This window comes from Flavicella sp., assembly GCF_029238425.1.
GTDB lineage: Bacteria > Bacteroidota > Bacteroidia > Flavobacteriales > Flavobacteriaceae > Flavicella.
This window is the reverse complement of sequence record NZ_JAQWGB010000067.1, coordinates 22,566-47,873: the sequence shown is the minus strand read 5'-3', so window position 1 is coordinate 47,873 and position 25,308 is coordinate 22,566. Positions and strand designations below refer to the sequence as shown.

The 25,308-nt window shown below is 36.2% G+C and carries 14 protein-coding genes; all 14 read left to right on the top strand.

What is annotated here, in order from left to right; genetic code table 11:
• The 14 genes from P8H68_RS04600 to P8H68_RS04535 all read left to right on the top strand — a co-directional run bounded on the left by P8H68_RS04600 (position 1) and on the right by P8H68_RS04535 (position 25,271).
• A complete protein-coding gene (locus P8H68_RS04600) occupies positions 1–1,614 on the top strand; it encodes a RagB/SusD family nutrient uptake outer membrane protein (RefSeq protein ID WP_300322189.1) in 1,614 nt (537 codons plus the stop codon).
• A gap of 290 nt (positions 1,615–1,904) precedes the next feature.
• Positions 1,905–4,187 (top strand): alpha-L-rhamnosidase C-terminal domain-containing protein, encoded by a 2,283-nt coding sequence (locus P8H68_RS04595; RefSeq protein ID WP_300322187.1) that lies wholly within the window; start codon positions 1,905–1,907, stop codon positions 4,185–4,187.
• A gap of 76 nt (positions 4,188–4,263) precedes the next feature.
• Positions 4,264–4,725: a (2Fe-2S)-binding protein gene (locus P8H68_RS04590; protein ID WP_300322185.1), complete on the top strand. Its 462-nt coding sequence runs from the start codon at positions 4,264–4,266 to the stop codon at positions 4,723–4,725.
• Positions 4,726–4,738: 13 nt separating this feature from the next.
• Positions 4,739–6,889, top strand: coding sequence for a molybdopterin cofactor-binding domain-containing protein (locus tag P8H68_RS04585; protein WP_300322183.1), 2,151 nt, complete (start codon positions 4,739–4,741; stop codon positions 6,887–6,889).
• 150 nt (positions 6,890–7,039) lie between these two features.
• A complete protein-coding gene (locus P8H68_RS04580) occupies positions 7,040–7,987 on the top strand; it encodes a DUF6807 family protein (RefSeq protein ID WP_300322181.1) in 948 nt (315 codons plus the stop codon).
• A gap of 1 nt (position 7,988) precedes the next feature.
• Complete coding sequence (locus P8H68_RS04575) at positions 7,989–10,013, top strand: T9SS type A sorting domain-containing protein (RefSeq protein ID WP_300322179.1); 2,025 nt, start codon at positions 7,989–7,991, stop codon at positions 10,011–10,013.
• A gap of 123 nt (positions 10,014–10,136) precedes the next feature.
• Positions 10,137–13,424, top strand: a complete 3,288-nt coding sequence (locus tag P8H68_RS04570) for a glycosyl hydrolase (RefSeq protein ID WP_300322177.1) — start codon at positions 10,137–10,139, stop codon at positions 13,422–13,424.
• A 6-nt stretch (positions 13,425–13,430) separates the two neighbouring features.
• Positions 13,431–14,861: a sulfatase-like hydrolase/transferase gene (locus tag P8H68_RS04565; protein WP_300322175.1), complete on the top strand. Its 1,431-nt coding sequence runs from the start codon at positions 13,431–13,433 to the stop codon at positions 14,859–14,861.
• Between the two features lie 291 nt (positions 14,862–15,152).
• Entirely contained in the window at positions 15,153–16,700 is a 1,548-nt protein-coding gene (locus P8H68_RS04560; RefSeq protein WP_300322173.1) for a sulfatase, read from the top strand.
• Positions 16,701–16,841: 141 nt separating this feature from the next.
• Positions 16,842–18,743, top strand: coding sequence for a glycosyl hydrolase family 28-related protein (locus P8H68_RS04555; RefSeq protein ID WP_300322171.1), 1,902 nt, complete (start codon positions 16,842–16,844; stop codon positions 18,741–18,743).
• A gap of 340 nt (positions 18,744–19,083) precedes the next feature.
• Complete coding sequence (locus tag P8H68_RS04550; protein WP_300322169.1) at positions 19,084–20,577, top strand: sulfatase-like hydrolase/transferase; 1,494 nt, start codon at positions 19,084–19,086, stop codon at positions 20,575–20,577.
• Positions 20,578–20,638: 61 nt separating this feature from the next.
• Positions 20,639–22,189: a sulfatase-like hydrolase/transferase gene (locus P8H68_RS04545; RefSeq protein WP_300322167.1), complete on the top strand. Its 1,551-nt coding sequence runs from the start codon at positions 20,639–20,641 to the stop codon at positions 22,187–22,189.
• A 39-nt stretch (positions 22,190–22,228) separates the two neighbouring features.
• Complete coding sequence (locus P8H68_RS04540; RefSeq protein ID WP_300322165.1) at positions 22,229–23,686, top strand: glycosyl hydrolase family 28 protein; 1,458 nt, start codon at positions 22,229–22,231, stop codon at positions 23,684–23,686.
• A gap of 73 nt (positions 23,687–23,759) precedes the next feature.
• A complete protein-coding gene (locus tag P8H68_RS04535; protein WP_300322163.1) occupies positions 23,760–25,271 on the top strand; it encodes a sulfatase in 1,512 nt (503 codons plus the stop codon).
• Positions 25,272–25,308 lie beyond the last annotated feature (37 nt).

Genomic DNA, 25,308 nt, shown 5'->3' with positions numbered 1-25,308 from the left:
ATGAAACGAACAAATGAAATATTGGTACACAAGACAATGATTAAAAACAGTAATCCTTACATGGCATTATTGAATATAAAAAATAATAATAGTATGAAAAAACTAAGCGTTAAATTACTAACATTAATACTTGCTTTAGGGATTTTTTCCTGTTCTGATCTTAAAGAGGAACCTTATTCCACTGTAACAACTGCAAGTTTTTTTAAAACTTCAGAAGATGCTGAAATAGCAATTAATGGTATTTATCATGGAGTACATACCATAGGTTTTTACAGGCAGCAAGGAGTATTTACAATAATGATGCCTGGAATGTTTACAGTTTCTAGGTCTGCTACTGTGAGAAACCGTATGACTTATAATTTTGATGCATCTGATGCTCAAATAAATCAAACTTGGCGAAGCCATTTTGATATCATTAATAGATGTAATATGGCAATTAAATACCTCCCAGGTGTTGATCTTTCAGATGAGCAAAAGAATGCTTACATAGCAGAAGCACGTTGGATGAGAGCCTATTTGTATTTTAATTTAGTGAGACTTTATGGAGATGTGCCAAAGAGATTTACACCGACGGAAGTAGAAGAACAAGCCTATTTGGCAAGAAGTCCTATGTTAGAAATTTATGATGAAATTATTATTCCTGACTTAGAGTTTGCAGCGCAGAATTTGCCTATTCAAGGTATTGATGGTCGTGTTGCTAGAGGAGCGGCTCCGTTCCTATTGGGTAAGGTGTATTTAACAATGGCAGGGAAACCTTTAGAAGATGCTTCAAAACTAGCACTGGCTAAGACCAACCTTGAAGAGGTAATTAATAACCAAGGGGAATATGGATATAGTTTGATGCCAAGGTATATTGATGTGTTTTCTATTTCAGAAGACCGTACTCAATTTGATGGAAGTAAGGAATTAAACGCAGAGTTGATATTTTCTGTTCAGCAGTCACAATCGATACCGGTTCACGGAAATGCTATGTCTTATAGCTATGGCGCACTTCAGTCAAAATGGACAAGTTTTAATGCTGGAGGGCAGTATCTTATTGGATTCATGGAAGAATTGTATAATGCTTATGATGTTGCTGATGAACGAAAAGACGTGAATTTGGCAATTGAATATGAGCATAGATCGAATGGAAGAATATTAAGATTTGGTGTAAATCCTCCCTACCATTTAAAAGAAAGGGGTATGGTGCAAAATAAATATATCGATCCTGATCAAAACCAATGTTGTAACGGAGATCCGGATTTTATTATTTATCGTTTGGCAGATGCTTACTTAATGTTAGCAGAAGTAGAAAATGAATTAAATGGTCCAAGTGCTGTCGTGTATGATAATTTAGATGTGATTCTTGCTAGAGCAAATGCTCCGCTTATAGATAGAGCAGCGGCTTGGACAACCGAAACATTGCGTGATGAAATTTGGATGGAAAGAGTAAAGGAGTTGAATTTTGAATTCCATGATATTTTTGATTTGAGAAGATTAGGAAAAGTTAAGGATGTATTTGAATTTAACATTAATGCGCAAGAGGGAACTTATGATCCAAGTTATGAGTTGTATCCAATTCCAACTCAGGAAATTGATAGAAATGAGAATTCTAGTCAAAATCCAGGGTGGTAAATCGATAAGATAAGTAAAAAGAATTCATAATTAATGAAGATTTAGTTTGTTGAAATCGTGGGGGATGTTTTATATGTTCCCCACATTGTGTATAGATTTCATCTGTAGCTATTGAATAGTACAAGTTCACACCAGTTTTATCTGGGTTACCTATACTTTTATTTGGTCTGCAATTAAAAGCTATGAATAAATTACTTGTAGATAATTCTGAGAATAATGAGTTTGGGTAGGCATGAATTAAAAACAAATTCCGCCATCTAGAGAGTAAACTATATAGGAAAAATAATATCATGAAAAAATTTGGAATCATCTTTACTATTTGCATAAGCATGACAGCTTTTGCACAGAGTACCAATTGGAAGGCACAATGGATAAAGGCTTTTGAACAACAAAACGAAACAAATAACTGGACGGCTTACAATAAAACTTTTCTGGTTGAAAATTTGCCAGAGAGTGCTATAACTAGAATTGCCTGTGATTCAAAATATTGGATGTGGATCAATGGAGAATTAGCTGTTTTTGAAGGACAATTAAAGCGTGGTCCCAATCCCAATGATACATATTATGATGAGGTAGATATTGCACCATTCTTGAAAAAAGGAAAAAACAGTATTTCTGTGCTTGTTTGGTATTTTGGTAAAGATGGATTTTCACATAACAGTAGTGGAAAAGCAGCATTGGTTTTGGATTGCCAAACTTCGGAATTTGAACTTTTCACAAATGGATCTTGGAAAGCAGCTATACGCCATGAATTTGGAACAGCTGGATTTCCATTGCCTAACTTCAGACTTCCGGAATCGAGTATTCGATATGATGCACGTGTAGGTAATTTTGATTTCACTAAAGCTAATTTTAAAACAAATAAATGGAGAGGAATAGTGCCTTTAGGAAAACCAGGGGTTGCACCATGGAATAACTTGGTAAAACGACCAATTCCTCAATGGAAAGATTTTGGTATGAAATCGTACGAAAATAAAATGGCATTCCCATTTACAAGTGAAGGAGATACAATTGTATGTAAACTGCCTTATAATGCTCAAATAACACCATTTTTTAAAGTTGAGGCTAATGGAGGTGAAGAAATACAAGTGTTAACAGATCACTACAAAGGAGGTGGGCCCGTAAATGTACGTGGTGAGTATATAGCAAGAAAAGGAGTTCAGGAATACGAAAACCTTGGGTGGATGAACGGTCAAGAAGTACATTATATCATTCCGAAAGGAGTAATAGTTCTGGATTTACAATACCGAGAAACTGGCTATGATACAGAGTTTACAGGACATTTTGCTTGCGATGATGATTTTTACGAAAAACTCTGGAAAAAAGCAGAAAGGACTTTATACGTAACCATGCGAGATACCTATATGGATTGTCCTGATCGAGAACGTTCACAGTGGTGGGGAGATATGGTAAATGAAAGTGGAGAAGCATTTTATGCACTCGATCCTGAAAGTCGTTTTTTAACGCAAAAAGGTATTTTGGAATTGATCAATTGGCAAAGAGAAGACGGGACAATTTTTTCACCAATTCCTGCGGGAAATTGGGGTCGTGAATTACCGGGACAAATGTTAGCTAGCGTTGGGTATTATGGTTTTTGGAACTATTATTTAAATACGGGTGATAAAGAGACGATTGCAAAAGTTTATGATGGCGTGAAAGCATATTTAGATGTTTGGAAACTCGACGAAAATGGTGTGTTGGTAAAACGTATGACTGAGAAAGAAAGCAAAGGTTGGTATTGGGGAGACTGGGGTACTAATGTCGATAAAGATTTGTTGATGAATGAGTGGTATTATCTTGCTCTAAAAGGATATAAAAATATGTCGGAAGTATTAGGGAAAGATATAGAAGCGACTTGGGCCTCGGATCAAATGGTTGATTTCAAAAAAGCATTTAACAAAACGTTTTGGATAGGAAAGCAATACCGTTCTTACCATTATAAAGATGATATTGACGACCGTGGACAGGCACTTGCTGTAGTGGCAGGTTTGGCAGATGCTGATAAGTTTAAAGCTATTTACAAAACCTTGAAGACTCAGGAATATGCGAGTCCTTATATGGAAAAATATGTATGTGAAGCCCTGTTTTTGATGGGGAAATCAGAATATGGTTTGCAACGTTTGAAAAAACGTTTTCAGCCAATGGTAGACAGCCAAGATCACACAACTCTTTTTGAAGGTTGGGGAATTGGAAAAAGTGGCTACGGTGGTGGTTCTACAAACCATGCCTGGAGTGGAGGTGGTTTGACCATATTGGCACAATATGTTTGTGGATTGTACCCATTGGAATCCGGCTGGAAAAGTTTTATGGTGAAACCAGATTTAGCTGGTTTAGAATTTGCCAAAACAGGGAATGAAACGCTTGCAGGAAAAGTTGCTGTGCAAGTGAAGAAAGTGAAAAGAGGAATGGATATTGAATTATCTGTTCCTACTGGAAGTGAAGCCGTGGTTTATATTCCTACAAGAAATAAAACGGTTACAATCAATGGGGAGAAGGTGAGTTCAAAAGAGAAAGATGGAAACCATAGGCTATATCGTGTCAAAGGTGGGGAATATAAAATTAGTGCGAAATAATTTTCAAAGCTCTAAATAAATGGACCTATTTAAATAGTCGAAAATTTAGTTTATGAGTTGAATAAAATCAGTAACAATGGCAGTATTTAATTTAAAAGTCAATGCAAAGTCTTATAAAATAGATGTGGACGAAACAACTCCATTGCTTTGGGTATTGAGAGATACACTTGGTTTGATGGGGACTAAATTTGGTTGCGGTATAGGTCAATGTGGCGCGTGTACTATTCATTTTAATGGGGTCGCAATTAGAAGTTGTTTGTTACCAATTAGTGCCATTGGAGAAAATGAAATTAAAACGATAGAAGGATTGTCTGAAAATAATTCGCACCCGTTGCAAAAAGCTTGGAAAGAGGTGGATGTTCCTCAATGTGGTTATTGTCAATCTGGTCAAATCATGACAGCTGCATCTTTTTTAAATCAAAATAATAAACCATCAACTGAGGAAATTAGAAATGCAATGCATGGAAATATTTGTAGATGTGCTGCATACAATAGAATTGAAGATGCGGTGGCAAAGGCGGCAGAAGAAATGAACTAATTTTAGATGTACTATGAAAGCAACAAATCAGACAGATTCAAGTAGGAGACAGTTTTTAAAATCTACCTTGTTTGCAAGTGGAGGTTTATTGTTTGGAATTAATTTTTTAAACGCCAAAAATCCTCTTACGATACTTTCAGAAGAGCAAGCACGTTCAGGTTTTCTTAATTTTAATGCCTTCATTAAAATTGCACAAGATGGTAAGGTAATAATTTATGCACCTAACCCTGAGATTGGTCAAGGTGTTAAAACATCTTTGCCCATGTTAATTGCAGAAGAGTTAGATGTAGCTTGGGAAAATGTAATTGTGGAGCAAGCTAAACTTGATATAAAAAAATATAAAAGACAAGGAGCCGGCGGAAGTAAATCAATTGAGTTTTCATGGTTGCCATTGAGAACATCAGGCGCTGCAGCCAAACAAATGCTTATCACTGCTGCAGCAAAGAGATGGAAAGTGTCTGTAAAGGATTGTCATGCGGAAAATGGGATTGTTTATAATAGGAGGGGTGATCAATTAGGTTATGGAGAGTTGGTAGAAGATGCGACAAAATTAAAAGTACCCACTAAAATAAAATTAAAAGATCCATCAGAGTTTAAAATTATTGGACAACATATTAAAAATGTAGACTTAGATAAAATTGTATCCGGAAAACCGTTGTTTGGGTTAGATTATAAAATTGAAGGAATGTTTATTGCTACTGTTATTAGACCACCTTCTTTTGGACAAAAAATTGTAAGTTTTAATGCAGATGAAGCAAAGAACTTATCTGGAGTTTTGAATGTAATTGAATTCAAAAATAAAATAGCCATTGTTGGAGTTAACACATGGACTGTTTTCAAAGCAAAGAAACTAATTGAGGTAAAATGGACTTCAAATGAAAAATTAGAAAGTACGACACAACAGGATAAAAAAATGCTGGATTTAGTAGAGAAAGAGAATCCTTCTCAGCTAAAAACTAGAAGAAAAGATGGGAATGTGAAAGCTGCGTTGGATGACGCTGATACAATAGTTTCTGCTGTATATGAAGCTCCCTTTTTACCGCATAACACTTTAGAACCTATGAATTTTTATGCCAATGTAACAAAGCATAAAGTTCATTTGGTAGGACCTATTCAAACCCCAACTGGGGCGGCAATGGCAGTTGCTCGTTTATTGGGACGAGATAGGGATGATATAGAGTTGGAAATGACTCGAATTGGTGGTGGCTTTGGTAGAAGGTTAAAAAATGATTTTGTGTTGGAAGCAGCAGAAATTTCTCACTTGGTAAAGAAGCCTATAAAAATGGTGAATTCAAGAGAAGACGATTTTGCAAACGGCTTCTACAGGCCTAAAGTTAAATATCAAATCAAGGCAGGTATTAAAAATGGTAAGGTTACTAGTTATTACCTAAAAGAAATAGCAGTTGGTGGGAATATCAATGATTCTAGGGCTAATTTTTTTCCAGCTGCCTCTATCGAAAACTATCAGATTGATATAGCTAGAATAAAAAGTAGGGTGACTACCATGGCATGGAGAGCACCTATATCCAATATTTTGGCTTTTGCAGAACAAAGTTTCATGGATGAATTGGCCGAAGAATTGCAACAAGATCCTGTTAGTTTACGATTAGAGTTATTGAAGAAAGCTGACACTTCTGATCGCAGAATGGCATACAGCCCTAAAAGAATGGAAGGTGTGATTAATTTGGTTACGGAAAAGGCAAATTGGGGTGAAGCTCCAAATGGAACCTATCAAGGTTTTAGCTCATATTTTAGTCATAATACGCATGTGGCTCTTATAGCTGAAGTTATCATTGAAAATCAATTGCCTATTGTGAAAAAAGTATATTGTGCGGTTGATTGTGGTGTTGTGGTAAATCCATTGGGAGCAGACAATCAATGTGTAGGTGGCGTGATAGATGGTATAGGCCATGCTATGTATGGAGATTTAGATTTAAAAAATGGGGCAGCTCAAAATTTAAATTTTGATTCGTATCGACTTATAAGAATGAATGAAACCCCAAGGCTAGAAACTTATTTTGTTAAAAGTGATATAGCTCCTACTGGTTTAGGAGAACCTACGTTACCGCCCGCAGGACCGGCTGTGGCAAATGCCATAAAAGCTGCCTTGGGAGTGAGACTTTACAAGCAACCCTTTATTAAAAATGGAAAATTAAATATTTAGAAAATAAGGTTTCGGAATTAATATAGCTCAAAAAACTAATTATCACTATTTCTAGAATTATTAAGGGAGATAAACAACTTAAAAATTCTCTATGTTCTAGCATAAACGAAAAAAAAGGAACATATAACTAGTGACAAGAAATAAGATTCAATGTATCGAATAATCATTTTTATTTATTTTATAAGTTTAGCAAACTTGATAAATGCTCAAAAAGTGGAGGTCAGAATCCATGAAGATGCGGTTTATTTTGTTGAGAATAAAGACAGCATCTTAGCATATCAGATTGCTGAAAAATCTCTTAATGGAGCTTTTAATAGAACTAATTATATCCATCCGATTTACGGGTTAGATGGACAAAAATTAACAGAAGACTTTCCTGCTGATCATCCACATCATCGAGGTGTTTTTTGGGCATGGCGTCAATTATATATTGGTGACAAACGTTTAGGGAATTCCTGGGAAATAAAAGATTTTTATTGGGAGATCTCCTCCGTAAAAGAGTTAAAAGTGCTAGGGAATGCAAAAATTATTCAATCAAAAGTTTTATGGAAAACTAATAAATGGCTGGACTCTGATGGAAAGAAAAAACCTGTAGTTAAGGAAATTACTACAATAAAAGTGTATCCAAGGGAAAATGATTACAGACAAATTGATATTCAAATATCATTACTCGCTCTTGAGAAAAATATGCGTATTGGAGGATCGGAAAACGATAAAGGCTATGGTGGTTTTTCTTGTAGGGTTCTTTTTCCTGAAGACATTCATTTTACAGGTTCAAAAGGAACTATTGAGCCAAATAAATTCCCGGTAAAATCTATTGGATGGATGGATTTTTCATGGGGTTATGGGAAGATAGGTCCTCAGGCTGGGTTAAGTATTCTATGTCACCCGGATAATCCTGGTGCTCAGGATTATTGGATTTTACGTGCCAAAGGTAGTATGCAAAATGCGGTCTATCCTTTTCCTGGAGCAACTTCAGTTCCTCTCTCCAATAAACAACCTACGATTCTTCGATATCGTTTGTTGGTACATCAAGGAAATAGTGAAACTATTGATATTAATAAGGTATATGCAGATTATATAAAAACTAATATTTAAAATGAAAAAAATCAAACTACTAATATTATTAAGTTTATTCAGTATTACAGAAAGTCAAGTGCATGCAACATTATTTAAAGCCGGAAGAAATATTACGCCAGAAGAGAATATTGAACCTAATTTGGATCAGCCAGTTGCAAATGATTATTATGTAAGTGATTATGGTGCTATGGGTGATGGTGTAACTGATGACTTGGATGCCATTCAAGAGGCCGTAAAAGATTTTGCTGCAGACCCTTTACCTGCGACTTTGCATTTTGAGGATAAAGTATACAGATGTTTAGGTGGCGGTAAACTATTAGAGTTTACAGGTGCAAAGGACAAAACTATTCTAGGAAATGGAGCAGAGATGCTTATTGAACCTCGAATTTTAGGTGTGCAAATTTTAGATTCTGATAATATTCTTATCAAAGATATAAAGTTTGATTATGATCCTTTAACTTGGACACAAGGAACCATTAAAAATATTGATGAAACGAATAAAAAATTTAGTCTTGAGATAGATACTGGATATCCTATTCCAACGGATAATTATAGAGATGTGGGACGCCCTCATCCATGGGGAATGATATGGGAAGCCTCAGGTTATAACATAAAAAATTCACTAGTATGGATTGATGCTAGTACAAAATTGACAAATAATACAGTCGAATTAACACTGAAGTCTAATAGTCATAGTGCATTAGATGATATGCAGTTGAATGATAGATTTACAATTGATGTTTACGGTGTCGGTGGGACTTTAAATAATATAAGGGGAAGTAAAAATATAACTTGTGAAAACCTTACTTTTTATTCAGCGCGCTCTTTGATGTTTGGAATCATTGAGAATAAAGGAGAGATACGAATGAATGGTGTGCAAATACGAAGAAGGCCAGGAACAGACCGCCTTATATCGGGTTATAGAGATGGATTTCACTGTAAGAAAAACAAACAAGGTCCTATCATCGAGAATTGTTATATAGATGGAATTTGTGATGATGCCATCAATCTTTCTGGGAGTTACTATTATGTTACCGGAAAAAGTTCCTCAACACAATTTCAAATGGATGATGCTTCCAGTTTTTCAGTGGGAGATACCCTTTTATTCGTTGATATGAAAAATGGTATAGATTTAGGCAAAACCATCGTAGCAGCTACTTCGGGTAATGATGTTACAACTGTAAGTGCAATTGAGGGAGTTGTTGCTGGAGCCGTTCTAGAAGAGAATACAACATTTGTGATGAATCTTAATAAATCCAACTCAGGATATATAATTCGTAACAATACATTTGGCGGGCAACGTCGTTATGCCATGTTAATTCGTTCACCGAACGGCTTGATAGAGAATAATATTGGGACAAATCTTGATGGAGGAATTATTCTTACAAATGAAGTTGGTACTTTCAATGAAGGGCCTTTCCCACGGAATATAATGATCCGTAACAATTCTTTTACTGAAATTAGAAGATGGCCACTTTATTTGAATTCATCATCTTTTAAAGATTTTCCAGAACCTTTACTTCAAGATATAACTTTTATCAACAATACTTTTGGGAATGATGGAGTAGGGATTGCTCCTATTTTCAGGGATGTAGATAATGTAGTGCTGAAAGGGAATAAATTCTATGGGGATGCGGCTGTCTCAGAGGGAATTCAAGTTATCAACAGTACTAACATTAAAATTGAATGCGATAATCAATATAATGAAACAAAAATTTCATCAATTGATACGGGTATAAATGCCGGTAAAAATGTGAGTACTTCTAACTTTTCTTTTGACTGTGATCCTCTTTCTATTGGAGAAGATCAATTAAAAAATAAAGATATGTTTCAAATAATACCGAATCCTGTAGAAGAGAAATTTGGTATTGAAACGGCAATTCAATCTTTTCAAATTGAAATAATGGATATCAATGGTAGACTCGTTAAAAGAATAAATAATCCTTCTGAAGTTATTGATGTATCAGATTTGTCAAGTGGAGTATATCTAATAAATTTAATAACCGAAGAGGGTGAATATCAAAGAAAGATTATTAAAAGTTAAAAGGAATCTAACCAAAAAGTAGTTTAAACTTAGATAAACATAACAAATAACAAAACAATGAAATATTTAAATAGTATTTTTTATTTCCTACTAATTATGCTTTCCTCTTGCGGATTGAATAACATGAAACATAGCGAATTGGAAGCAGGGTTTAAAAATCCTCCTGTTGAATCCCGGCCACATGTTTGGTGGCATTGGATAGACGGACATATTAGCAAAGAGGGGATTACCAAAGACTTGAAAGCGATGGTGGATCAAGGAATAGGAGGAGCAACGATTCTTACACTTGGTATCAATACCGACGAGTTTAAAGACAGAAAACCGGTTTATGATTATATGTCACCGGGATGGAAAGCTATGGTGAAACATGCTTTTTCTGAGGCTGAGAAATACGATTTGCGTCTTAGTATTCACAATTGTGATGGTTGGAGTCATTCCGGAGGACCATGGGTCAGTCCACAACAATCAATGAAAGAAATTACATTTTCAAAATCTTATGTAAAAGGTGGGCAAAGAGTTCAAAAAAGTTTGCAACAGCCCCCAGCCAATCTTAATTTTTATAAAGATGTTGCTGTGATGGCTTATCCGACAACTACAGCTACTAAAAATTCTATGTATGAGCAGCACTTTACAGTAAGTTCGACACATAAATCGGAAGGTCTCGAAAATGCAACGGATGCAAATGTAGTTTCTGCGGCAAAATTTTATCATGCTGCCGATTCAGATCAACCGGTAGCGCTACTAATTGAATTTGAAAAACCTTTTACGGCAACTGGAGTAGCAATAACAGATGTTCTTACAAACCAAAACGAGCGTCCTGCAAAATACGTTTTGGAGTATTCTAAGGATGGTAGGAAGTTTATAAAAGTGCAGAACATGTCTGTAGCGGCACCGAAAGCGGTAAAAATGTTTGAAGCAATCACAGCCAAATATTTTAAGTTGGTTATGACAAAGCCAGGGAGACGTAAACCCGAAAATGATTATTTCAGCTTTCATGAGTTTGAATTAATGGGAGCGAACACAAATGCCTCTATCTTGAAAATGAATGATTTTCTAAAAAAATCATCTAATTTCATTCGTAGGGGACGTGATTATTTTTCTGAAACTCCATTAAAAGATAATTGGAGTATTCGTAAAAATTCATTGATTGATATCACTTCACACCTTTCTTCAGAGGGTGTCCTAGATTGGGAAGCTCCAGAAGGTGAATGGGAAATCATTCGTATAGGCTATACTACTACGGGTCGCACCACATATCCTGCAACAAAGGCCGGAAAAGGATTGGAATGTGATAAAATGAATGCCAAACATGTGACTGATTATTTTAAAGCAGGTCCTCAAACTTTGGCCGATGATAATCGTGCGTTTATAGACAAATCTTTTACACATTTTTTAACAGACAGCTGGGAAGCCTATGCTGCTAACTGGACTGAAGATTTTCCGGAAGAATTTAAAAAGCTTCGAGGATATGATATGACTCCGTATTTACCTGTTTTGTGTGATGAAGTGGTTGGGAGTATGGAAGAATCTGAACGCTTTCTATGGGATTTTAGACGTACGATTGCTGATCTATACAAAGAGAATTGCTATATGAAAATTCAAGAATTGTGTGAGGCCAATGGTTTAAACTATCAAGCAGAAGCTTCTGGTGCGCAGCAAAATATGATGGATCCAATTGCATACCCTTCTGTAGTAGACAAACCTATGACTGAATTTTGGGTGCGTCCCAATGCAGGTGATAATCCTGGGATGCGTCCCAATGGTGCTTTTATGGAGGCAATTGCATCTTCTCATTTGTATGACAAGAAGGTGGTAGCAGCTGAAGCCTTTACTTCCTCTCGAGGTGATTGGAGACATGCCCCCTATAATCTTAAAAAGGCAGGAGATCAGGCCTTTGCATTGGGGATAAATATGTTTTATTTTCACGATTATGCACATCAACCTGATGAGTCTTTACCCGGGTGGCAAATGGTTCCATGGGGAATTGCTATGAATCGTAAACTTACATGGTGGAATATGGCATCTCCATATTTTGATTACTTGGCGCGTTGTCAGTATCTATTGCAACAAGGAAATTTTGTAGGTGATATATTGGCATTTATCGGAGAAGGAGCAGATAATTCAGTTTATTTTGCATATCCACCTGGTTCTAAATGTTATGGCGATAGAGAGCTTAGTAGAAATTATAAAGAAGACTGGTATCGAAAATTGTCACCTCAAGGATATGCTTGGTCAGCTTGTAACACAGAAACCATTGTAAAGCGTTTGAAAGTAGAAGAGGGGCGTTTGGTATTGCCACATGGAGCGTCGTATGAAGTGCTTATGTTGCCTGAAAATATCGATTTTACTCCAGAACTGCTTGCAGCAATTAAGCAACTGGTTATTGATGGTGCTACTTTGTATGCACCCAAACCTCAAAAATCACCTTCGTTGGTGAATTACCCAGACACCGATAAAGAGGTTCAGAAGTTAGCGGATGATATTTGGGGAGTAACTAAGGAGGATAGAATAGAAAATTCGCTTGGTAAAGGGATAGTATATTGGGGAATCCCTATGGAGGAAGTATTGAGAAATAAAAAAATACATCCTGATTTTGATTGGTTTTCTGATGTTAAAGAAGAACCTGATGTAATGTATCTGCATCGAAAGCTTGAAGGTCAGGATTTGTATTTTGTTTCGAATCAGTCTGATAAGGAGGTAGCTATTAAAGGAAGATTTAGGATTGATGGTAAAACACCAGAATTATGGAATCCAGAAACAGGTGAGATTCAAAACTGCGACAACTATAATATTCAAGGGAATAGTGTACAAACTAATTTTACATTAGAGCCTTATGGTGCAACCTTTGTTGTCTTTAGAAATAGTACTTCCACCAAAATAATGACACCTACTGTTCGTAAAACGGATGTTGAAACAAAATTGATTGGTGGAGACTGGAAGGTTAGTTTTCCTCAAGGATGGGGGGCGCCAGAACAAATAATTTTCGAAAACTTATCGTCATTGCACACACATATGGATAAAGGGATAAAATATTTTTCAGGGACTGCGACCTACCAAAAAGATATAGAAATATCCGATGATTTTATTGAAAACGGAGCAAGTTATATCCTTGAGTTAGAAAAGGTATGTGAACTTGCTGAAATTTATGTGAATAACGAAAAGGCTGGAATTGTATGGAAACCACCCTATAAAACGGATATCACTAAATTATTAAAAACAGGTAAAAACACACTTAAAATAAGAGTTGCCAATCATTGGGTCAATAGACTTATAGGTGATGAGCTAGGAAAAGAGGAAGACCGCTATCTTGAACCTATTACGAGGAGACACTACGATGAGAAAAGTGAGCAGGTGCTCCTGCCTTCTGGTTTGATTGGTGAGGTGAACATAATTAAAACAATTTTAAATTAAGAATAGATGACAAAGATTAAGAATAGTACAGCAGTTCTGTTTTTTATACTGATAGTATCGGCCTGTGGAAAAGCACAACAACCGAATGTACTTTTAATTATAGCAGATGATTTGGGGTATAACGATTTGGGCTGTTATGGCGTAAAGGATTTTGAGACACCAAATATTGACCGTATTGCGGCTAGAGGTATACGTTTTACAGATGGTTATGTCACTGCACCACAATGTGGCCCTTCACGTGCAGGGTTGATTACAGGGTTAAGTCAGGCTCGATTTGGAGTAATGGATAATCACCAAGATAATGGTTTGCCATCTTCTGAGGTAGTTAAAATATTGCCTGAACAGATGAAGGAACAAGGCTATGTAACTGGTATGGTTGGGAAATGGCATATCGGTTTTCATGATATTCAGAAAGATCGATCCAAGAGTCATACTAGAAAAGGTAATGCCCCTTGGGAGCGCGGGTTTGATTATGCCTTTAAAATTTTTGCAGGGAGTTCACAGTATTTTCCTTATGCAACTCCAGATTTTCGTTCAAAAATTGGATGGATCAAGCACCTGCAAGAAAAAAAAGAAGGCAGTGCAGAAGCAGTTTATCTTTCGGATTTACCAAAAGACACGTATACGACGGATATTTTTACCGATCGTGGTATCGATTTTGTCAAGCGACATAAAAAGGAGCCATGGTTTTTGTATCTTTCCTATACTGCACCGCATGGTCCTATGCAACCCAAACCTGAAAAACTTAAAAAATACAAGCATATTAAAAATGGGGTACGTCGAAAATTTGTAGCAATGATGGAATCTCTTGACGAAGGGATCGGTAGAATGCTAAATACGCTGGAAGAGACTGGGCAATTGGAAAACACAGTGGTTTGGTTTCTTAGTGATAATGGAGGGGTAGCGGTCAATTCTAAAAATTGGAATGGTTCGCGTTGTGATCCGTTTTCAGGTGCTAAAGGAGATGTTTATGAAGGTGGAATTCGTGTGCCGTTTATGGTTTCTTGGCCAGGAAAATTACCTGAAGGAAAAGTAGTGTCGGATCCAATTACTTCTCTGGATTTATTGCCAACCTGTTTGGCAGTGGCTGGAAAAGAAAAGGTTGCGGATATTCATGAAGGTCGTAACTTGTTGCCTTGGTTATCCGGGGATGTTTCTTACCCATCTAAAGATTTGTTCTGGTCTTGGCGTGGAGATTACCATGCAGTCCGAATGGATAACCTAAAAGAAATACGAAATGGTAGACCGACTATGGCTGTTGATGGAACCGAACTTCCGAAACATAATTTTGTTGATTTAAAGGTCAATCCTACTGAACTAGCCGGAGAACATGCTTTACAGAACAAGAAGAAAGAAAAAAAGCTTGCCAAACGACTAGATTCTTGGTTAGATGACTTGAAGAAGGATGCAAAAAAATTAACTCCATCTGAAAAATAAGAATGACACCACAATAATTCCAAATTAATTGTTTTGCAATCAAATAGATGATCAGCTAAAATTAACATCTTCTACAATATTCATAGTTGAATAGTAGAAGATGTTTTTTTTGGGTAAATAAATTTTTTTAGTTGAATGGAACTCTGTTTTATTGTTTTGTAGTATTATGTGTAAAAAAGTACAACATTGTTTTTTTTGAGAACAGGCTTTTTTATTCTAGTTCATAGATTTAACTTTTCACAATCACATTTCAGAATCATAAAATAAAAGGAACTTTATAATTATATTAGAATGAACATTTTAAAATTTATTAAAATAACAATATTTTTTCTGTTGATAGCAAATGTATTTACGGCCAGTGCTTTTGAGAAAAGTGAGCTCCTAAATTCAAAAACAGATTTAAAAGAAAAAAAACCTAATTTTTTAATTATTAGTGTAGATGATGTCAGTTGGTTTGAGCACAGTGTTTACGGAACTTCCAATGTGCCAACTCCAAATGTTGATCGAATAGCAAGAGAGGGGATTATATTTAACAATGGTTATGTAAGTGCGCCTTCTTGTGCTCCTGCTCGTGCATCTATGCTGTCTGGTAAGCATTTTTGGGAGTTAGAACAAGGAGCTTTTATGCAAGCTTTCTTTCCACAAAAGTTTGTCACTTATCCTCAGGTTCTAAATGCAAATGGTTATGAAACATGTTCTGTTGGAAAAAACTGGGGTCCGGGAATTTCACCTAGTCAAGTTGGGCATAACTCGCGTACCGTTGCTGGTGATAATTACAACCGTTTTATGCGAGAAGACGCCAAAGAAACGAAATATTTGTACCCTAGAGATTATGTTGCAGGATTAAAGAGTTTTCTTTCTGAACGCAGTGCTGACAAGCCTTTTTGTATTTGGGCAGGTATCTTTGAACCTCACGGTTCTTGGATGAAAACGAATGAGGCTATTACAAAGACAAAATCTGAATTCGGAATCGACGTTAGGAAGTTAAAATCGGACTACTATAACGCTAAAGGAAACTCTACCAAGCCAAGTAAACAAAAACTTGGTTTTTTTTATGAAATGCTTCATTATGATAGAACTGTTAAAATGATGCTTGATGCCATGGAAGAGAAAGGATTTCTAGACAATACGATGGTCATTTTTATAGGAGATAATGGAACTTTTATCCGTGGAGATAATCCGAGTGGTTTTGCACTTAACAAAGTAGGGGCAAATCAGACCCCAAGAGGAAAGGCTTCTGGTTATGATGCAGGGGTTCATGTTCCTTTCTTTTTAATGTGGAAGAACCGAACTTCAGGAGGTAGAGTTGTAGATGATTTCGTATCAGCTGTCGATATTGGCCCTACTATACTTGATGCCGCAGGACTTGCTATTCCAAAAGAGATGAGCGGTAAAAGTATGATGAAAATAATCGATTCAAAAGCATCGGGTCAAATTGATGCAAGTCGCGATATTATGATGACCGGTATGGAACACCATTCTGTAAATGAGCTATTACCAGCCTGCCGAAATATTCGTGACAAACGATTCGAGTATATCATTCATTTTGAAAATGATGGTGAGGAGTTTTATGATCTTGAAAAAGATCCTTGGGAGACAAATAATTTAATTAACAATCCAAAATATCAATCAGATATTACCCGTCTTAAGACAAAAATGAAGAAGATAGGGGTTGAACAAGGAGATCCTCGTTTTACTGGAGATATGGCTTTATTCAACCACACACATGAATATTGTGATGAGTACAAAAATGCCAAATCAAGTAAAAAATGGCAAAAGAGTTTTGCTCGTTCCTATGCCGAAGGTTTAAAGGCAGTAGGTTTGCCTCCAGTGCCATAAAATTAGGTAGGTGTATTGCTTTTTTTAGTGAAATCAACAGGTTGAAATAGTAAAAAGTAATTTGAGATAAATAGATTTTAAGTAAGAATAATCAGTGGTGCCGTGGATCGGTACATATGATAATAAATTAAAGAAACAGAAATGAAACGAAGAGACTTTATTCATAAAACGACTTTGATGACAGGTTTTTTAACTGTTACACCCCATCTTTTCCATGCTGGAAATGATTCTCTAAAGAACAACAATGCTGATTATGTTGGTGATCTAGAAAAATTTGTGCTACCGAGTGATGCCTCAAAAATATTTAAGGTAGATGATTATGGGGCCAAAGGAGATGGGCGAACAGATGACACTCCTGCAATTCAAAGAACTATGAATGCAGCTATAAAAAAGCCAGGGAGTGTGGTGTTGTTCTCAGCCAAAACATATAGGTTGACTCATAAAACGAAAAAATTTGCTTTACGTCTAAATAATGGAGAGAATATGATTATCCATGGAAATGGAGCTACATTGCTAATTTCTCCCGATACGCTTGCGTTGGATATTAATAATTGTAAAAATGTAATGGTTCGTGGGTTTATTATAGATTATAGTCCATTGCCATTTATGCAAGGAACGGTGTATGATGTAAATGCTCAAGAAGGTACTTTCACGATGGAAGTACATAAAGGATATCCTATTCCTTCGGACGCTCCATTCAATTCAAAACTTTTTGGAGGACCTCAGATGATAGATGGTAAAGTAAAAATGAACAATGGTAAAAATGCGTTGGGAAGAGGCTGGGGTGTAATTATGGAACCCAAACGTAGAAGGTTCAAGCGAGATGTGATGAACGCATGCCGTATTCGGGATTATGATATCCTGAAATCTAAAGCGGGGAAACGAAGAGTAAAACTTAAATTACACGAACTTTCAGCAAAAAATATAGCTGATATTGAAATAGGGGATAGATTTGTCCTGCCTTTGGGGATGCATGCTGGTGGTGTAATGCATATTACGGGTGGTATGGAGAACACCCTTGAGGATATAACTGTTTATTCTTGCCCGAGTTTAACTTTCGGAGCAAAACAAACAGAACGTGCTGTTTTTAGAGGGATTCGTGTGATTTTTAAACCAGATAGTGACAGGTTGATTACTTCCTGTGCAGATGGTTTCCATTTTAGACAAAATAGACGAGGTTCTATTATTGAAGATTCTTTGATTGAAGGCCAAATTGACGACAGTATTAACATTTACTGTAGTGCAAATAGTATTAAGAAAGTGATTTCTCCAAAAAAATATGTACTCAATAACGGAACTTTGATTCAAAAAGGGGATGTTCTAGAGGCATTTGAACCTTTAAAAGGGAATAGTTTAGGAAGAGTTAAAGTAGTCTCAATAAGCATAGCAAAAAGAGATTATACTGTGGAACTAGATCAACCGATCAAAGGGCTAACGGCTTCTAATAATCGTAAAAAAGGTCAGGTTTTTTATAATCGAACTGCATCAGGAGCTGGTTATATTATTAGAAATAATACATTTCGTTACCATCGTAGATACGCGATGTTTCTTAAACCTGCAAATGGACTTGTTGAAGGAAATAAAATTTATGGTCTAAATGGTGAAGGAATTGTGGTTGCCAATGGTGTTGCCAATGGGAACCTTCCTCGCTCAGCGGAAGGCCCTTATCCAGAAAATGTAATCATAAGGAATAATTATATTAAGGATATTGAAAATACCGGGATTGAAATCAGAAATCGTGTTTTTCCAAGAAAGACAGGCGATGGTCGTGTTGTAGATGGTGTAATTATAGAAAATAATACGATAGAAGAATGGAACGGAACTGCAATATGGATGGGGGCAGTTAAAAATGCTGTTCTTACAAATAACAAAATTGGTCCTGTTAAAATAGGTAAGGAAGGCATTCCGGTAAAAATGGAAAATTGTGGTGATATTTCTATCAAAGGACTTATGATTAATGGAGAAAATATTCATTCTACAGATACTAGTGCTATTGTGATAGATAATAAAAGTGATAGCGAGACTATTCAGTTTGAAGGTTAAAGTTCGTCGGTTCGAAATTATTCAGTCTAATTGATCAATAAAAAAAACAATTGAATTTTAAGCGCTATATCGAATCTTGTAAAGGTTATTTATAAGAATTGATATAGCGTTTTCTTGTATCGTTTAATAAGGAATTACTTTGCATGTTTTATTTTTTTAGGTGTGATTTCTGTGGTTTAAATACTTTTTAGGGTTGTTTTCTAATGAGTTGTGTAAAAAAGCACAAAAGTAATTTTTTAGAGAACAGTCTTCCCTACTCAAGTTTCTAGATTTAGACTTTATAACTAGCAATATTTGTTTTTATACCGAAATGTTAGTGAATATAAAGATGAATTTTATGATGAAACGCATACTACAAAACCTGTTTTTTTTAGTCGGGATAATTACGGCTGGAGTTGCCCAAGAAAGAAAGGCTGACGCCCCTAATGTGATTGTTATTCTTATGGATGATATGGGTTATGCTGATCTCGGAATTTATGGTCAAGAAAAAGATACAAATACACCCTACCTTGATCAGCTTGCTCTTGATGGAGTTTTGTGTACTGCAGGGTATATTACAGCCCCACAGTGTGCTCCTTCTCGTGTGGGATTGCTTACCGGAAAACATCAGCAACGAGCTGGATTTGATGCAATACCCGATCTTCCTATGGGATTGGATCAGGTAACTATTGCAGAGCGAATGAAAGAAGCGGGTTATGTAACTGGAATGGTTGGTAAATGGCATTTGTGTCCGGGTCATTGGTCAATTCCATGGGCATATGAAAATGAGCTAGATGAGCATATTTCAAAAGAATATCCGCGTTTTCCAGGTCAGGAGTTCCTACTAACGGATGATGGGCCAGTTGAAGAAAAATTACGTGACTATTATCCAAGTCAACAAGGGTTTGATGAATATTTTTACGGAAGGTCTCAGCAGTATTGGAGGAATTTTTCTTTAACCGGAAAAACACTTGGTACACCAATAAAATGGGAACGAGAAGAAGGCTTTCGTACGGATATTAAAACTGAAGCGGCTTTATCGTTTATTGAGCGAAATAAAACGAATCCTTTTTTCCTTTATTTGGCATACTATGCACCCCATACTCCGTTAGAATCTACACCGGAATACCTTGAACGTTTTCCTGAGGAAATGGTAGAGCGTCGTCGTTACGGTCTTTCGATGATTTCTGCGGTTGATGATGGAGTTGGGAAAATTCGAAAATTACTTCAGGAAAATGGAATTGATGAGAATACGATCATCTTTTTTCTAAGCGATAATGGTGCACCATTGGATATGACAATGGCTGATGAACCTTTTAATAAGAGATTTGCTGTATGGGACGGATCAAAGAATACACCATGGATAGGGGAGAAAGGTATGCTTTCTGAAGGCGGTATTCGAGTGCCATTTGTGGTTAGTTGGCCTGGTACTTTCAAAGGAGGCCAAGTGTGTAATCAACCCGTTTCGGCATTGGATATTATGCCAACGGCGTTAGCTGCAGCAGGGCAAAATATTCCTGAAGAACTAGATGGGGTAGATTTGATTCCTTCGTTCAGTAAAAAAGCAAATACACTACAGAATCGTGATTTGTTTTGGCGCTTTTGGGGACAGGGTGCAATGCGTCGTGATAATTGGAAATATGTTCATTTGAGTGATGGTCGTAATGCACTGTTTGATTTAAGTACGGATGCGCATGAGGCAAAAAACTTGATTGACAAATATCCTGAAAAGGCAGCCCAGCTTCAAATCGCATTAAAGGAATGGAGCAATGAATTAACGCCGCGAGGTCTAAATGCCACACCTTTGATTGAGAAGGAACAAACCTGGTACAATTTCTATCAACTTTTGGAATAAATCGAAAAGATTTAATCGCTAAGAGTTGGAAATAAAATTTAAAGAATTAAAAATTAAAGAAATGTTTAAATGTGAAAATTTAAGTAAGTACCTGAAGGCAATTGGTTTTATCTGTATATTTTTATTGGCAATAAATACGTATGCTCAACAGCAAAAAGATCAACCGAATATCGTTGTTATATATACTGATGACTGGGGATATAGTGATTTAGGAGTTCATGATATTATGAGTGATATTAAAACCCCAAATATTGATGCACTTGCTAGGGACGGGGTTTTATTTACAGATGGCTATGTCACCGCACCTCAATGTGCGCCGTCTAGAGCCGGATTTTTAACTTGTAAATACCAACAAAGTTTCGGTTTTGATGCGATTCCTTCTTTGCCATTAATAAAGGAAGAGAAAACAATTGCTAATCATTTGCAGGGTTTTGGGTATAGAACAGGAATGGTTGGAAAATGGCATCTAGGTGTACATGCTTTGGGAGTCGAATGGGCTCAAGAAAATTATCCTGAAGCTATACAAAAGAAAGGAAGAAGAGAGATGGTCAATTTGGATCTTATTCCTGAAAAGGTAAAGGAACCATTTGCGCCAGCTAACCGCGGCTTCGATGAATACTATTGGGGACGTAGTAGAGATTATATCATCAATTTCCCACCTTATCAAGACACCGAATTTGGAGAAGAAATTAGTTTAAAGGGAGATCGAGTAGATCAAAAAACAAAAGCGAGTCTTTCTTTTATTCAAAGAAATGCTAATAAAGAGAAACCATTTTTTTTATATACAGCATATTATGCTCCTCATAACCCTGTAACACCTAGTAAGTTTTATTTGAATCAAATTCCACCAATGGAATCTGAACAAAGGCGAAAAGGTTTGGCACTTATGTTGGCAGTTGATACTGGTGTTGGAAAAATAATCAAAAAATTAAAAGAACTAGATGTCTATGAAAATACAATAATTGTATTTGCTAGTGACAATGGAGCTCCATTAGCACAATTCCTTGACACTCCAAATGGTAAAATTTCAGAGTCTTATGTTGATGAAGATCACCCAAAATACACAAGTGATATGCATCTGAGATGGAATGGCTCTGACAACAAACCTTTAAATGGTGATAAGGGACTGCTTTCAGAAGGAGGTATACGTGTTCCTATGATTGTTTCTTGGCCTAAAGAAATAAAGTCTGGTCAAGTTTGTGATAAACCTGTAAATACACTCGACTTGGCGAAAACGTTTTTGAGTGCGGCTGGAGATGTAAGCAGTTTGCCAAATCTAAATGGTGTTGATCTTTTGCCTTATCTAAATGGTCAGGATAATACAGGTTTGTTAGAAAGGCCTTTGTACTGGAGGTTTTATACTCAATCAGCCATCCGAAAAGGGAATTGGAAATTACTTAGGGTTTCAGATAAAATGGAGTTTTTATTTGACTTAAAAGAGGACAAAGAAGAAAAAAACAATCTAATAGAAAAATATCCTAATGAAGCCAATGAACTTAGAAAAGCTCTTAAAACATGGGCTAAAAAAGAAACTTCCGCGAGGGTTTTACCAAAAGGGAAACTCCTTCCACCAGAAACGATGAAGTATCATCTTTATTTCCCTCAGAGTTGATTTGAAGCCAATTGTAATGAATTAAAATAAATTAAATAAATGAACTTTTTAAAAGTATTTCATATTTTTCTTTTCCATCTGTTTTCCATCTATATGGCAAATGCGAATACTTACCCAATCCAGGATTATGGAGCAAAAGGGGACGGTATTACGGATAATACCCAAATTATTCAGGATGTAATAAATAAATGCTCTGAGAGTGGTGGAGGAAAGGTAATATTTGATTCAGGAGTGTATATGTCAGGAAGGATTGACCTCAAAAGCAATATTACCATTGAACTTAGACAAAATGCGGTTTGGAAAGGTATTGCAGATACATCTGCTGCTGTATATGCCGACGTAAAGGAAGAATTTATTTTTGAAAGTAACAGAGCTTTTATCTTTGCCAAAGGTCAGGAAAATATTAAAATAACTGGAGTTGGTACTATACATGGTAACGGGCAAAATCATGATGTATTTGTTCCAGGAGTGGGAGTTTTAAGGAGGAATAGACCCTATGGTATTTATTTCTGGAATTGTAAAAATATTGTAGTAGAGGGAATAAAAATCCAAAACACAGCATTTTGGGCTCAAAGATATTTTGAATGCGATAATTTGACCATCAGAAATATTCAGGTATATAACCACTCGAATATGAACAACGATGGTTTGGATATTGTGGATTGTCATAGAGTCATGATCTCTAATTGTTTGATTGATTCCGAGGATGATGCACTTTGCTTTAAGTCCGAATCTGATTATGGTGTTGAAGATGTAGTTGTGTCAAACTGTATTTTTAGTTCTCATGCCAGCGCTATAAAATTTGGAACCGCATCAAGTGGCTATTTTAATCGAATTAATATTTCCAATTGCATTATAAAACCTTCCTTAGAAAGAACAACCCATCATCCATATCAATTGACAAATGGGGTAAGAGGAATTCTTTTACTCGCTACTGATGGAGCAACATTAGAGAACATAACAATTTCTAATATTATCATGGACGGAGTGCTATCTCCAATTACTGCTAGAATCGGTGACAGAAATCGTGTTTGGAGACCTGAGATTGAAGGGAATAGAAAAACCATTAAAAAGCCAATATTTAGAGGCGTTGAAATCTCTGATATTAAAGCTGTAAATGTGGGATCTGTTGGGAGTTCAATTATTGGTCAATCGGATAATTATATTTCAAATTTTACTTTACGAGATATAGAGATTTATCTAAGAGAAGAAGGTTCTGATGGGGATGAAATTGAAATTAAAGCTAGCCAGAAACACGGTTTCCTTTCAAAAGCAAAAAATTTACCAGCCTATGGACTTTATGTGAAACATGCTAATAATATGGATATCCGAAATTTTAAAGTACATAGTACTAGAAAAGATATTCCTGAGTTTTGCTTGTGTTTTGATAAGGTCAATGGCGCTTATATAGAAGGGACAAAATTCTTTCACCCTACGATCAAACCAAAAAGACTCGTGCAAATTGTCAATTCTTTGGATATAGATTTTAAACAATAAGTCTTTCGGAAATCTCATAAAATGATCAATGCATCTAAATAACATCAACATATTATAATTTTATTTTAAACATATGAAACAATTACTAATCTTCCCTTTTTTTATTGTCCTAAGCACATTAGGCACTTCTTGTACGAATCCAGAAGTTAAACAACCCAATATCCTTTGGATAATCGCTGAGGATCTCAATCCGGTGCTTGGTTGTTATCAGGACGAAATTAACTCGGGTTTTACACCAGCAGTGGATGGGTTGGCATCGGAAGGTGTGCTTTTTAAAAGAGCATATGCTACTGCTCCCGTATGTTCTGCCAGTCGATCTGCATTTATTACGGGTGTTATGCAAACAACCTTGGGGACACATAACCATCGTTCCAGTCGTACAACAGATAACGTAGTGGTACCTGAAGAGCTAAGAATTTATTTACCAGAAGGCGTAAAAACGATTCCTGAGTTAATGAAAGAGCAGGGGTATTTTACCTTTAGTAATAATAAAGATGATTATAATTTCCACTATAACCGACATGATTTATATGATGTAGGAACAAGGAAAAATTATAAAGTAGGTATGAATGGATGGCAAGGTAATATGCCCTCCTCTTTACTTTCATGGACAAAAAATGTGTGGAATTCTAGGCCGGACAAAAAGATGCCATGGTTTGGTCAGATTGAACTGTGGGGAGGGAAAAAAGATTCAAAACATGTTCGTGAGGGTCAAAAATTAGAAGATTATGACGTAGAATTACCTCCTTATTTTCCAGATATCCCATCACAACGACAAGCATGGACGGAACATTATAATGCTGCACGTGGATCGGATACACAGGTAGAAGCTATATTAAAGCAGTTGGAAGCCGATGGCGAGTTAGAAAATACGATTGTTTTTTTCTTTTCGGATCATGGAAGTCCATCCTCATTGCGCCACAAACAATTCTGTTATGAAGGAGGGATGCAGGTGCCACTAATTATTGCAGGTGCTCATAAAGCCATTAAACCAGGAAGCAGTGTGAATAATTTAGTTTCATTGTTGGATGTTAGTGCAACAACACTGGCTTTGGCTGGAGGTTCTATACCAGATCATTTTGATGGCCAAGATTTATTTTCTGATGATTATCAAACTGTTGATTATGTTATTGGAGCCCGAGATAGATGTGATTATACGATAGACCATATTCGAACTGTAAGAACGGATCAGTACCGATATATTCAAAATTATTTTCCGGAGAGAACAATGATGCAGCCTAGCTACCGTGACAACAAACCTATTGTGTTGGATTTTAAGAAAGCGCGTGAAGATGACTTACTTACCCCTTATCAAGAAGAACATTGGTTTGGAAAACGTCCAGAAGAGGAACTTTATGATGTAGCCAAAGATCCGCATCAGATGCATAATCTAGCTCTAGAATCTCAGTTCAAGTCAGAACTTAAAAAACACCGTAAAATATTGAATGATTGGATTGAACGTACGGATGATAAAGGAATGTATCCAGAAGATAAAAACCAGTTAAGAGCTACCTACGAATTATGGAAAGATCGTGAGCGATTTAAAAATGCTGATGTGAATCCTGAATATGATGAGTTTAAATAGTAAAATAAAGAACAATCAGTATTGGGTAAAATTCTAA

Excerpts from the sequence above, each read along its gene's own strand:
- P8H68_RS04535 (WP_300322163.1), top strand. The coding sequence starts at position 23,760 with ATGAAACAATTACTAATCTTCCCTTTTTTTATTGTCCTAAGCACATTA.
- P8H68_RS04555 (WP_300322171.1), top strand. The coding sequence starts at position 16,842 with ATGAAACGAAGAGACTTTATTCATAAAACGACTTTGATGACAGGTTTT.
- P8H68_RS04545 (WP_300322167.1), top strand. The coding sequence starts at position 20,639 with ATGTTTAAATGTGAAAATTTAAGTAAGTACCTGAAGGCAATTGGTTTT.
- P8H68_RS04590 (WP_300322185.1), top strand. The coding sequence starts at position 4,264 with ATGGCAGTATTTAATTTAAAAGTCAATGCAAAGTCTTATAAAATAGAT.
- P8H68_RS04565 (WP_300322175.1), top strand. The coding sequence starts at position 13,431 with ATGACAAAGATTAAGAATAGTACAGCAGTTCTGTTTTTTATACTGATA.
- P8H68_RS04580 (WP_300322181.1), top strand. The coding sequence starts at position 7,040 with ATGTATCGAATAATCATTTTTATTTATTTTATAAGTTTAGCAAACTTG.
- P8H68_RS04560 (WP_300322173.1), top strand. The coding sequence starts at position 15,153 with ATGAACATTTTAAAATTTATTAAAATAACAATATTTTTTCTGTTGATA.
- P8H68_RS04550 (WP_300322169.1), top strand. The coding sequence starts at position 19,084 with ATGAAACGCATACTACAAAACCTGTTTTTTTTAGTCGGGATAATTACG.
- P8H68_RS04570 (WP_300322177.1), top strand. The coding sequence starts at position 10,137 with ATGAAACATAGCGAATTGGAAGCAGGGTTTAAAAATCCTCCTGTTGAA.
- P8H68_RS04585 (WP_300322183.1), top strand. The coding sequence starts at position 4,739 with ATGAAAGCAACAAATCAGACAGATTCAAGTAGGAGACAGTTTTTAAAA.
- P8H68_RS04600 (WP_300322189.1), top strand. The coding sequence starts at position 1 with ATGAAACGAACAAATGAAATATTGGTACACAAGACAATGATTAAAAAC.
- P8H68_RS04575 (WP_300322179.1), top strand. The coding sequence starts at position 7,989 with ATGAAAAAAATCAAACTACTAATATTATTAAGTTTATTCAGTATTACA.
- P8H68_RS04595 (WP_300322187.1), top strand. The coding sequence starts at position 1,905 with ATGAAAAAATTTGGAATCATCTTTACTATTTGCATAAGCATGACAGCT.
- P8H68_RS04540 (WP_300322165.1), top strand. The coding sequence starts at position 22,229 with ATGAACTTTTTAAAAGTATTTCATATTTTTCTTTTCCATCTGTTTTCC.